This is a genomic window from Shewanella sp. SG41-4 (assembly GCF_014164505.1).
In the GTDB taxonomy this organism is placed as follows: Bacteria; Pseudomonadota; Gammaproteobacteria; order Enterobacterales; family Shewanellaceae; genus Shewanella.
In genome coordinates, this window is record NZ_JACJFI010000110.1 from 1 (window position 1) to 12,444 (window position 12,444).

The window sequence follows — 12,444 nt, forward strand, 5'->3', positions numbered from 1 at the left end:
TTTAGTTGTGGTATGTCTACTGGGAGCAATGAAACATTAGATCGTGCACTGCAACGTGCCGATGAGTTGCTGTATAAAGCTAATAATGCCGGCCGAAATAGGGTTGTTGCTCAGTAAGTTATCTAATTTGATTTAATGATAAAGCCGTTGATGTTTCAGCATCAACGGCTTTATTGTATTTGTGGCTATATTTGAAACGTTAATTTTATTTCTCGGTATGTTTAAAGTAACCAAGCGTAACTGATTTTCATGAAGTAGGTTTTTTCGTCTTGTGTTAATGAATCAATGTCATCATTGGCGATAAAGGCATCTGAATAACCGAGATAAAATACGCTTTGTGGATTGAGTTTATAGCCGTAGAGTAACTCATTACCCATATCTTGATACAACCTATCCGGACGTTGATATACATATAGGTCAGGGTCGCGTTCAATGCGAGTATAGACACTGCTTAATCGGATGAAACTGTTTAATGAGAGCTGCCAATTTAAGCGGACATCACTAAGGTTTGCCGTAAACAACCGACCATGGTCGACATCTAGTGTTTGGTAACGATAGGAGATGTCGAGCACTAAGGATTCAGTTAATTTCCATTCAATACCAGGGTTGATCATATTAACTGTTGCAGGCCGGTTATTGGCAAAATCAATGTCGTCACCCAAAAACATGTCCAGTTCTAATTTTACTGAGCTTATGGGGGTGAAATTAGTATAAAACCAGCCCATTGTTTGATCAAACATGGTGCTATTACCATCGATGTTTATCAAGCTCGGGTCATGGCGTCTGCCAACTCGCTCCCGTTGCACAATGCCTGTGGCAATATAACTTTGTAATCCACCTTCTAATTCTATGAACATCTCCGTTTCTTGCTCTAGACGCTCATTATCTTGGCTATGAGTAATGTCCCAGTCGCCGCCTAGTGTAATTTTGTTAAGGAAGTTATTTTCTGGGTACCAAATATAGCCCCCTCCAGCAACAAACTTTGTCACATCAATTTTATCTATAAAGCCTAAGTCTGCCCTAAAATCTTTACCGATAGATTCATAATGTGTTGTGGTATACCAATTACGGCGCTCATGTTCGTAAGTTAGGCTAAACATGGCGTCGTTAAAATCACCTTCCTTATTGGTGCGAAGTACCCGTTCATTTATGGCGCAATTTCTATTGTCGCAATTGCTGTTACTCGGACTGCAATCATTAGAACCACAAAATTGCTTGAATAAATCTTCCGGATAGGCCGTTTGTGAATGGGCATATTGTGCTGTAAAAGTATCTTGCTGGGTCGGTTGATACTTTATGTCTGCGCTAGCGACATAGTTATGATAGTCATCAGCCTGCTTTAAGGTTACCAAGCCGCCAATCGAAAGCTGTTTACTTGCGTCAAACCGATAGCGAGTCGCCATGTTTTGGCTTTGCTGATCCAATACCGCAATATCAGAACTTAAATTGCCAGGGACTAAAAACTGGGTTTGAACATCATTAGCGGCCAAAATTGCAAAAGTATGATCGTCAGTTTTGCTGGTGAGTTTTAATCCGTAATCTGGAGAACTTATATTGCGGGTGTGCAGTAAATCTAATTGGGTATCAAAGTAATCTTTGTTATCTAAGAAAAATGCGCGCTTTTCGGGAAAGAAGAGCGCAAATGTATTGTTTACATCTAACTGACCCGCATCGGCTTCCACTTGAGAAAAGTCTGGATTTAAAGTGGCATTCAATAGCGTGGTTGGTGTAATTCCCCAACGTAAATCTAATCCTACGTCGACATTGCTGTCATCGCTCCAAGGTTGGGTTTGTGTTGCGTCTCGTTGCTGGCTTTTATTGGCAACAATAGAGGGAGTAAGTTGTAAATCTTTACCTTGAGTAGCGCCGGCTAAGCCGGATGCAATACCTAATTGGCATAACTGACATGACACATTGCGGTCTATTTGATGAGTGGATAAACGATGGAATTCATTACGAGGGTAAAAGCGAATAAGCTCAATGCCCCAATTTTGAATGGGGTTACTGTCATCAAAATTAAATAACCTTAAAGGGAGTTGTACTTCCACTTGGAAACCGTTTTTGGTGAGTTTACCTTTGCTATACCAAATCCCGTCCCAAGCATCACTTTCTTGGCCTGTAAGTTCATTTTCAATGGAGTCACTTTGTGCGCCATAAGGGTTAATAAAAAATTGGTAGGCTAAACGAGCATTATTGAAAGTATCAAGTTTAATACCCACCATGTCATCGCCCCATGATTTGTCACGATCACGCAGGTTTGCCCGAATATTCTCCGGATTAGGATCATGGGCGGTAAACGCAAAATACAGGCTGGTGTTTGACGCATAGACTTTAGCTGTGGTTGTCACTGGAGCAGCGGTATTTTCTCCTGGAGAGGTTTCATAACGCAGTATTACCTCTGTAGCATTTTGCCAAGCGGGTTCGTTAAAGTCGCCATCCACCTCAATGTCTTCATTGATGGTAGGGATGTCGAGGTGAAATTGCTGGCTCGACCCCGCAAATGCTGCAAAAGATAACAAGCTGCTTAATAATACCAATGCAAACGTTAATACATAGCTAAAGGTACGCGTTAATCGGTTAATGAAGGTTAAGCTGTTAGTGGGTATTAAGTAGTTGATCACTTTTACTCAGTTTTAATTTTTTGTTATTTCTCTTATTGTCGCAAAAAAGAACTTAAAACGTAGTCCGACTTGTACCAAAATTATCAGTTAATTGTTACTGAATGTTAAATTAGCCGATATGAATGTTATAAAAAAGCCCGATAGTTGCTATCGGGCTGGGCTTTACGTTGTGTAATCTAAGCCGTTCTACTGCGGCCACAGTCCATACATCTATGGTTTAATTCTCTAAAGATTAATCAGGGGCGACAATGCTATTTTTATAGGCATCACGATATTTATCGACCCACATAGCGGTTGCGCCACAAATGGCTACAGGCATAACGATAAAGTTTACAATCGGGATCATTGAAAACACCGTCACAGTAGCACCGAAGCTAAAACTAGAGCCTTTGGTATTTTTGAGGGCGAATTTCATGTCATCAAAAGGGACTTTATGATTATCAAATGGATAGTCGCAATATTGAATGGCCATCATCCACGCGGTGAATAAAAACCATAAAATGGGTGCCGCAGTTTGGCCGATAATCGGCAACCAAAATAACACTAAAAACAATAATGCTCGTGGTAAATAGTATTTTAGCTTAATCCATTCTCGACCAAAAATACGCGGTAAATCTTTGATCATATCGACTGAACCACCGGTATTTAAGCTTTTGCCGGTGAGATGCTGCTCGACTTTTTCGGCTAACAAACCATTAAACGGTGCAGCAATCCAGTTCATCACTGAGCTGAATAAAAATGACATTACCACTAACATTGTTAGTACGGCTAATGGCCACAATAAAAAGTTCAACCAGCTTAGATATTCAGGGAGTTGTCCGTCCATCCAAGTAAATAGCTCAGTTAATTGCCCTAGCGCAAAATACATCGCTGAGGCGAATAAGACTAAATTAATCATCAGCGGGATAAATACAAATGAGCGTAAACCCGGCTGTTTAATTAATTGAAACCCTTGAAAAAAATAATTCACACCACTTTTTTTGGCGATTATTGAATTGGTAACCATTGAGACTGCCTATTTTGTGACTTATATTGTTGATTTTGACGAGCCAAGCACAATAAAACAAGTGATAAACTGTGTCAAAAGGATAAAAATCGTTACAAAAAGCTGCTCAATTGCTAAAGTGAGCTGCTTTTTCCTTTTAATGCGTACCTGAACTGGCAACATGAGATTAAAACAAATAAAACTTGCTGGATTTAAGTCGTTTGTAGACCCAACTAAAATCCCATTTGATAACGCCTTATCAGCGATTATTGGCCCTAACGGCTGCGGAAAATCCAATGTGATTGATGCCGTACGCTGGGTGCTGGGCGAAAGTTCGGCAAAGCATTTACGCGGCGATTCGATGACCGACGTTATTTTTAACGGCTCATCGGCACGCAAACCCATTTCTGTTGCGGGTGTCGAACTGGTATTCGAGAACATTCAGGGAAGGCTCACTGGTCAATATGCCAGTTATCAAGAAATCTCGGTTAAGCGACAAGTTAACCGCGACAGTGAATCAAGCTATTTCCTTAATGGTCAGAAATGTCGTCGAAAAGACATCACCGACTTATTCATGGGCACCGGACTAGGGCCGCGTAGTTATGCCATTATCGAACAAGGTACTATTTCACGCTTAATCGAATCTAAACCTCAAGAGTTAAGAGTGTTTATTGAAGAAGCCGCAGGTATTTCGCGTTATAAAGAGCGCCGCCGTGAAACCGAAAACCGTATTCGTCATACCCGGGAAAACCTCGAACGTTTAAACGATATTCGCGTTGAACTTGGTGCCCAATTAGACAAGCTATCGCAACAAGCAAAAGCTGCTCTGCAGTACCGAGAATTAAAAAATAGCGAACGTGAGTTACATAGCCAACTATTAGTGATGCGCTACCAACAATTGTTGCAGCAAACCAATAGGCTTGATGCCGAAACCGCAGAAGGTGAGCTTAAATCTGAATCTTTGGCCAAGAAGGCACAGCAGGGCGACACCAGTGTTATTCAACTTAAACAGCAATTGGCTGAACTCAGTGATGCTGAACATAAACTGGTAGAGCAGTATTACCAAGCTGGTAATACCATGACTAAGCTTGAGCAACAGCTTGCTCATCAGCAGCAGCAAGACTCTCAGCTACAGCAAAAAATTCAATCATTACAACAGCAAATCAAACAAGCTGACAATAATATTGTCAGCATGACCGATGTTCATCAGCGATTGGTTGCACAGGTGGATGCTCATCAGCCTGCTTATGAACAGGCGAGTATTGCGCTTGAACAAATCGATGAGCAAGTCTTTGCCATTGAAGAAGCCTGTGATGATGAGCAACGTCAGGTAACCCAATATGCTGAAATCTTGGCGGCGAATAAGATGCAGTTGGCGCTGAGCCAGTCGACGCTCCATCATCAACAGCAAAGTTTAGTGCAAGACGACCAGAATTTAACTCAATTACAAACTGATTTGGCGGCTTTAGCCCAGCAAGACAGCCAACAGCAGTTGCACAACAGCACTGCAGAACTAGCCCATATTGAGCAACAGTTAAACGATAAACAAGTGCAGCACAGCCAACTTGAGCTTACCTTATTTGAACAGCAACAAGCCGTTACTCAAGCGAGTGATGCCTATCAAACCCTAAAGCAAGCTGTCACTCGTCATCACTCTCGATTACAGTTTATTGATGAGTTGCTGGACGATCACACTCAGGATGATGGCCAACAATTATGGCAAGTGATTGAGGTAGTGCCTGGTTGGGAAAAAGCGGTCGATAAAGTGTTACAAGGCTTAAGTCAATTACCTGTTTTAGCGTTGGGTCAAACATCTTCATTGAGTGTTTCTCCGCCAACAGTAGGTTTTGAATCACAACATCAAGTGACTTATCCTGCTTTATCAACCCCTGTTAATTTAGCGCCATGGTTACAACATGTTGTGTGGGCCTCTAGTCTTAATGAAGCAAAAGATTTATTGCCAACATTGCTACCGGACCAATATATAGCCACCCAAGAAGGGTACTTGATTGGCGATGGTTTTGTGCTCAATCATACTCAGGTAGGGCAATCAGCCATTGTGCTAAGCCAAGAGCGATCAAGCTTAAGCCTGCAATTAGCAGAATTTGAGCAACAACAGCTATTGTCTCAGCAATCTCTGACATCGTTAACTCAACGGGCCGCGACCACTCAGGTAGAACTTAATCAATGCCAACAAATCTGTCATCAGTTACAAATAGAGCAGACAAAACTACACTCTTTGGTGACGAGTTTAACTCAACAGGCCGTTGATAAACGCGATAAGCAACAACAATGCAGCCATTCAATCGCTAAGATTGAACAGCAATTAAGCGATAAACAAATGCATGTTGATGCTCTTGAAGAACAGGTATCGACGCAAGAAGATGCATTGTTGCAAGCGATGAATCAACACGATGTTGCCCAACAAGCTTGGCAAACAAGCCAAGCTAAGCTTCGCGAAACCAAAGTTATTCGCACAGAGATTGCTAATAACGTTAAGCAGCTGCAAACACAAGTGCAACAACATGCTACCCAGCAAGCATTGAGTGAACAGAAATTAAAGCAACAACATGAAAAACAGACAGAATTAGTCAGTCAATTGACTCAGTTGCAACAAATGTTGCTCGACAATCAACAACAACAAGGTCAACATGATTTAAGTCAATTATCAACACAATTGGCCCAAGCACTTGAGCAACAGCAAACACTGCAACAGCAATTACAGCAAAATCGGTCTCAACAAGCAGAGCTTCAAACCAGTTTAGACCATTTAGTATTGATGCAAAAACAACAGCTTGTAGTGTTACAAGACTTGACTCAAAAGATAAGCGCGTTAAAGTTACGTCGTGAGGGCTTAAAAGGGCAGGCGAATGGGCAGTTGAATTTGCTGCAAGAACAGCAAATTCAACTGCAACAGGTTATTGCCGACATGCCAGAACACGCATCAGTTGATGTATGGTCGCAACAGCTTGAAAAAGTAAAACAGAACATAGTACGTTTAGGTGCTATAAACCTTGCAGCCATTGAAGAGTTTGAATCACAACGAGAACGAAAAGATTATTTAGACAGTCAAGATGATGACCTAAATAAAGGGTTAGCGATTTTAGAAGACGCTATCCGTAAGATAGATAAAGAAACCCGAAGCCGTTTTAAAGCTACATTCGAAACGGTAAACCATGATTTAGGGCAGCTATTCCCTAAAGTATTTGGTGGGGGAAGAGCTTATTTGGCATTAACCGGTGATGACCTGCTTGAAACGGGTGTTACCATCATGGCGCAACCGCCAGGTAAGAAGAATAGCACCATACATTTACTTAGTGGTGGAGAAAAAGCGTTAACCGCTTTATCATTAGTCTTTGCCATTTTTAGACTGAATCCAGCCCCTTTTTGTATGCTAGATGAAGTCGATGCACCTTTGGATGACGCCAACGTCGAACGTTTTTGTCGGTTACTGAAAGAAATGTCACAAAGTGTGCAATTTATTTATATCAGTCATAATAAAATAACAATGGAAATGGCTGATCAACTTATTGGCGTTACTATGCATGAACCTGGCGTTTCAAGAATAGTCGCAGTAGACATTGAAGCCGCGGTCGCCATGGCAGACGCGGTATAAATTAGTAAGACAGGGAATCTAATGAAAGATCTACAATTGGTATTGTTTGTATTAGGCGCGATCGCAATCATTGGCGTGTTAGTGCATGGTTTTTGGTCGATTCGCAAGCAACAACCTAAATCAATGAAGCAAAGTCCGATGGCTGGATTTTATAAAGACCAAGCTAAACGTCGAGACTCTGAAGGTTTTGACGTCGATGGTATTGGTCAGGTGCGCGTACGCAAACCTGGTGATGTTGAAGAGATCGTTGTTAAGCCAAAATTAAAGACCAATTTAAGCCAAAAACCACACCAGAGTACAACTAAGCTCACCGATACACCTTTACAAGATTCACTGCGTCAGTCTGGTCCGGACAAAACGGAGCTAGAACATGTCGAACCTAAAATGGTACAACCTGCGCAGCAAAGCTTATTTGTTGAAGATGATGTTAAACCCGCACCAACGGTAACGGTGTCAATGAATACCCCTAAAAAGATATTCAATCCTTCAACCAGTACTGCTAAGTTAGAAAGCTATACAGGCAAACCTGTTGTCGCCAGATATGAACCCATTAAACCAACAGTACAAGCAGCGGCAAAAATTGACGTTAACCCTGAAGTCGAAGTTAAAACTGAAGTAGAAGTTAAAGCTGATGATCTAGCAAGTGAAGCAGTAGAACCGACAGATGTCTTAGTGCTGCATATTGTGGCTAAATCAGGCGAGCAAATTCAAGGTGCAGAATTATTGCCAAGCTTGCTGTCGCTCAATTTTAAATTTGGTGATATGGATATTTTTCATCGTCACATTGACAATGCGGGTACTGGTAAAGTGCTATTTTCACTCGCTAACATGTTAAAACCTGGAACATTTGATCCGGACAATATGGAGCAATTTGTCACCCAAGGTGTGGTGCTGTTTATGACCTTACCGGGTTATGGCGATCCATTAATGAACTTCACCATTATGCTGAACTCAGCTTATCAAATTGCCGAGGATCTCGGTGCTGAACTGCTAGATGGACAACGTCAACCTTGGTCCGATGCAACCAAAAAAGATTATTTACGACGACTTAATGCGGCGTAGGTTGATGTGTTTATTAAGGCCGCAGCAGCGGCCTTAATTGTTTTAAACCTTTACACTTTCTCAAGCAAATCACGGTTACAACTTGTATGACGGATGCCACAATGCACGCTATTCAAACTGAAATGGATCAACTTACTCACACCATTAATCAACATAATATTCGTTATTACGTTGATGATGCTCCGTCAATACCCGATGCTGAATACGATAGATTAATTAAGCACTTAACTGAGTTAGAACGTGACTATCCGCAATTTAAGTCGGTAGATTCACCTACACAACGCGTCGGTGGTATAGCATTACAAAAATTTGCTCAAATTACCCACCTTAAACCGATGTTAAGTCTCGACAATGCGTTTGAACAAGCTGATTTTGCCGCATTTAATAAGCGTATAACAGATAAAGTCGATAGCGTAGATTATGTTTGCGAACCTAAACTTGACGGTTTAGCCGTGAGTATTACCTATCGTTTGGGCGTTCTTGAGCGCGCCGCAACGCGAGGTGATGGCAGTGTCGGCGAAGATATTACTGCTAATGTTCGCACTATTCGTTCTATTCCTCTCAAGTTACGCGGTCAAGGATTTCCCGATTTAGTTGAAGTACGTGGCGAAGTGTTTATGCCCAAAGCCGCATTTGAGGCATTAAACCTGCGTCAAATCAGTAAAGGTGACAAAGTCTTTGTTAATCCACGTAATGCCGCAGCTGGCAGTTTACGCCAATTAGATAGCAAGATTACTGCCTCACGTGCGCTAGGATTTTATGCTTATGCATTAGGTGTAGTCGAAGGTGAGTCACAACCGATGCAAAAAAGCCATTTTGGCCAACTGACACAGTTGAAACAATGGGGTATCCCCGTTAGTAGCGAAGTGAAAGTGACCGATACATTAGACAAAGTCTACGCATATTACGCCGATATTATGGCCAGACGCAGTACGCTTGAATATGAAATTGATGGCGTGGTTATAAAAGTTAATGACATTGCTAAGCAACAAACTCTTGGCTTTGTGGCTAAAGCGCCTAGATGGGCCATAGCCTATAAGTTTCCTGCCCAAGAAGAGATGACTTTATTAGAGTCGGTTGACTTTCAGGTTGGCCGAACAGGTGCCGTTACCCCTGTAGCCCGTCTCAAGCCTATATTTGTCGGTGGCGTGACCGTGTCGAATGCTACTTTGCACAATGCAGATGAAATAGCCCGTCTTGGGGTTAAAATAGGCGACACAGTGATTATTCGCCGCGCCGGTGATGTTATCCCACAAATTGTGGCAATCGTGCCTGAAAAACGCCCTGATGATGCACAAGATATTATCTTCCCAGAACATTGTCCTGTGTGTAATAGCGTTGTTGAGCGTTTAGAGGGTGAAGCTGTAGCGCGTTGCAGTGGTGGACTTTTTTGTGAGGCTCAACGTAAAGAGGCGATTAAACATTTTGCATCCCGTAAAGCATTAAATATTGATGGAATGGGCGATAAAATTGTCGAGCAATTAATTGATAAAGAACTGGTTAAAACGCCAGCAGACTTGTTTTCCCTGACCGCTTCTAGCGTCACCATGTTAGACCGTATGGCGATGAAGTCAGCTACCAATATTGTCGAGGCGATTAAACAAGCTAAAACAACTACATTAGCGCGTTTTTTATACAGTTTAGGCATCCGTGAAGTCGGCGAAGCTACCGCTGCTAATTTAGCCCAACACTTTGCCGAGTTCGAACGTATTCGTGCTGCTAGCGTTGAGCAACTGCTCGAAGTCGCTGATGTTGGTGATATTGTAGCAAAACACATTCGACAATTTTTTGCACAGCCACATAACATTGAAGTAATAGAGCAATTGCTTGAAGCCGGCATTACTTGGCCTGTAATAGAGCAAGCTGACGAATCGCAGCTTAGTCTAAAAGGGCAAACGTGGGTGTTAACTGGTACGCTAACTCAACTTAATCGTAACGATGCCAAAGCCCAATTACAGGCATTGGGCGCCAAAGTGGCTGGCAGTGTTTCGAAAAATACTGATTGCCTTGTTGCTGGTGAAGCAGCGGGCTCTAAATTAGCAAAAGCTGAAGAGTTGGGCGTTAAGGTGATAGATGAACAAGCTCTGATGGATTTATTAAATGCGGCTAACTAACATGAAAACTAGTATTGCTTTATTTATGCTGGTGCATGCCGATAAGAGTTTATTGTGAATTTTAGTAATATTACTTGGTTAGATGATCGTGGTCATATAAAACCGCCATTATTTTTGTATTTGATTTTGGTCTTTTTAGCCCGTGGCTGGTGTATTTTTATTGCATCCTTAACCCAGTTTAATGACCGTGCAGGGTTAGTAAGGTTATTTTATCCTGAAAAAAGCGATTTTGTATCGGCGCTAATTGCTGGTGTCGGGGCGATACTGATTTATGGACTTATTATTGCCGAGCGTAAACGCAGCTGGCCGATATTAATACCTTTGTTTAGGCATAGTGGTTGGTTTTTGTGGGGATTACTGATTATTGATGGACTATTTTTGTTCCAACGTATGATGCACGATGACTATTTGTTTAAAATTGGCTATTCGATTGATGCGCTTTTTCTGTTTTGGTCAGTTATTTATGTCTTCAAATCAAAGCGGCTATATTACTATTTTACCGACTGGACCCCTGATGATAGTACTGTGCAAGTCGAAACCATATCTGATGATGAGATTAAGCCTGATACGAAATAATGTACGACTTGGTATAAATGCACTATTATTTATTGGTTTCCAAAAACATTAAAATGTATGACTTTGATACACATAGCTCTATTTCAAAAATGTTAGCGTAGAAATGACATTATCATCTCGGCCATAACGTGGCTAATGTGAAAAAGGATCAGTACTTTGGCTAAAACAGAATTAACACAAATACCTGTTTCGCAAATGGTTATCGGGTTAACCGTTAAGCTGCCTTTGTCATGGACAAGCCATCCTTTTTTTCGCAGTAAAGTAAAGCTTGAACAACAAGTGCAAATCGAGATGATCAAAGGTCTCGACGTGTCATTTGTATACGTGATCGATGGCCATGATTTGCTGCCTAAAATAGATGAATCGGTTGAAATCGAACAACCAGAAGAGGTTGTTGAACAAGAAATCGATCATCGGCCATTAGCTAAAAAAAGCATGCGACTCAGCCAGCAACGGTTTGTCAAATCGGTTAACGATAGTAGAACGGTTTTTGGTAAAATAGTCAGCGATCCCGAGGGGGCTTATCGTGAAGCGGCCACGTTAGTCGAAGATTTAGTCGATCATTTATTTGAAACTGAAACCCCGCAACTCACTATCGTGGGCAGTGGTGAAATTGATGTCAGCGTCACTCAGCATGGTATTTCAGTTGCTGTTTTAGCTTTGATGATAGCCCATGCGCTCTCATTATCTAAAAAGGACATTCGAGATATTGCTCTAGGTAGTCTCTTTCACGATATTGGTAAGTTAAAAGTGCCTGAGCCTATTCGCCGTAAGAAACGAGGTGATTTAACCGACCATGAAATTAACTTTTTAAAAATGCACCCTAATTTTGGTTACGACATGCTTAGTCGTACTGGGTTATTCCCTGAAGCCATGTTAGATATTGTGCTGCATCATCACGAGTTTATCGATGGTAGTGGATTTCCCAATCAGCTAACGGTAGCCAACATTCTGCTCACAACACAAATAGTGTCATTAGCCAATGACTACGAAACGTTATTACATCAATACCATAGCCCACAGATAGCGTTGGGGCTTTTATTTAAATCTCACAGTAGTAAGCATGCTGATAATTTGATTTCAGTTTTAGTCAAAATATTAGGCATTTATCCTCCTGGCACGATTGTACGCTTGAGCGATGAGAGCATCGCTAAGGTGATGATGACTACTGCTGATGTAAAACAACCTCATGTTTGGTCATGTAATATCAGTGGTGGAAACCCCAGTTTTCGATTTCTAATTAATGAAGATGTGCAAGTTCAAGAAGTGATAAAATTAGACGAATTAACTGATGGTGCTGTAAAAACTTTGCAAGCCAATAGTCCTATTAGTTTTTATTTCAATCACTTCAATCATTAATACTCAACGTAGTCACACTGAGAAAGCATGAACACAATTACTATTATCGGATGCGGTTGGTTCGGTTTACCCCTTGCAACACAATTAGTTAAGCAAGGTTTTAACGTGAAG

At 41.4% G+C, this 12,444-nt stretch carries 7 protein-coding genes; 5 read left to right on the forward strand and 2 right to left on the reverse strand.

The annotated features are described in order from the left end of the window. Positions 1-221: 221 nt before the first annotated feature. Complete coding sequence (locus H5202_RS11630) at positions 222-2,582, reverse strand: carbohydrate binding family 9 domain-containing protein (RefSeq protein WP_182772223.1); 2,361 nt, start codon at positions 2,580-2,582, stop codon at positions 222-224. Between the two features lie 271 nt (positions 2,583-2,853). Continuing rightward, a complete protein-coding gene (gene cysZ, locus H5202_RS11635; protein ID WP_182772217.1) occupies positions 2,854-3,627 on the reverse strand; it encodes a sulfate transporter CysZ in 774 nt (257 codons plus the stop codon). 160 nt (positions 3,628-3,787) lie between these two features. Between cysZ and H5202_RS11640 the strand changes: the two genes are divergently transcribed. From H5202_RS11640 to H5202_RS11660, 5 genes are all read left to right on the forward strand, one after another. After that, positions 3,788-7,222: a chromosome segregation protein SMC gene (locus H5202_RS11640; protein WP_182772218.1), complete on the forward strand. Its 3,435-nt coding sequence runs from the start codon at positions 3,788-3,790 to the stop codon at positions 7,220-7,222. A gap of 21 nt (positions 7,223-7,243) precedes the next feature. Further along, positions 7,244-8,284, forward strand: coding sequence for a cell division protein ZipA (gene zipA, locus H5202_RS11645; RefSeq protein WP_182772219.1), 1,041 nt, complete (start codon positions 7,244-7,246; stop codon positions 8,282-8,284). 101 nt (positions 8,285-8,385) lie between these two features. Continuing rightward, positions 8,386-10,398: an NAD-dependent DNA ligase LigA gene (gene ligA, locus H5202_RS11650; protein ID WP_182772220.1), complete on the forward strand. Its 2,013-nt coding sequence runs from the start codon at positions 8,386-8,388 to the stop codon at positions 10,396-10,398. Between the two features lie 54 nt (positions 10,399-10,452). Next, entirely contained in the window at positions 10,453-10,974 is a 522-nt protein-coding gene (locus H5202_RS11655; RefSeq protein ID WP_182772221.1) for a DUF2919 family protein, read from the forward strand. Between the two features lie 156 nt (positions 10,975-11,130). Next, complete coding sequence (locus H5202_RS11660) at positions 11,131-12,333, forward strand: HD-GYP domain-containing protein (protein ID WP_182772222.1); 1,203 nt, start codon at positions 11,131-11,133, stop codon at positions 12,331-12,333. Positions 12,334-12,444 lie beyond the last annotated feature (111 nt).

Bases quoted from the DNA above. Each gene is read 5' to 3' on its own strand.
- cysZ (WP_182772217.1), bottom strand. From the start codon at position 3,627: ATGGTTACCAATTCAATAATCGCCAAAAAAAGTGGTGTGAATTATTTT.
- H5202_RS11640 (WP_182772218.1), top strand. From the start codon at position 3,788: ATGAGATTAAAACAAATAAAACTTGCTGGATTTAAGTCGTTTGTAGAC.
- zipA (WP_182772219.1), top strand. From the start codon at position 7,244: ATGAAAGATCTACAATTGGTATTGTTTGTATTAGGCGCGATCGCAATC.
- ligA (WP_182772220.1), top strand. From the start codon at position 8,386: ATGCACGCTATTCAAACTGAAATGGATCAACTTACTCACACCATTAAT.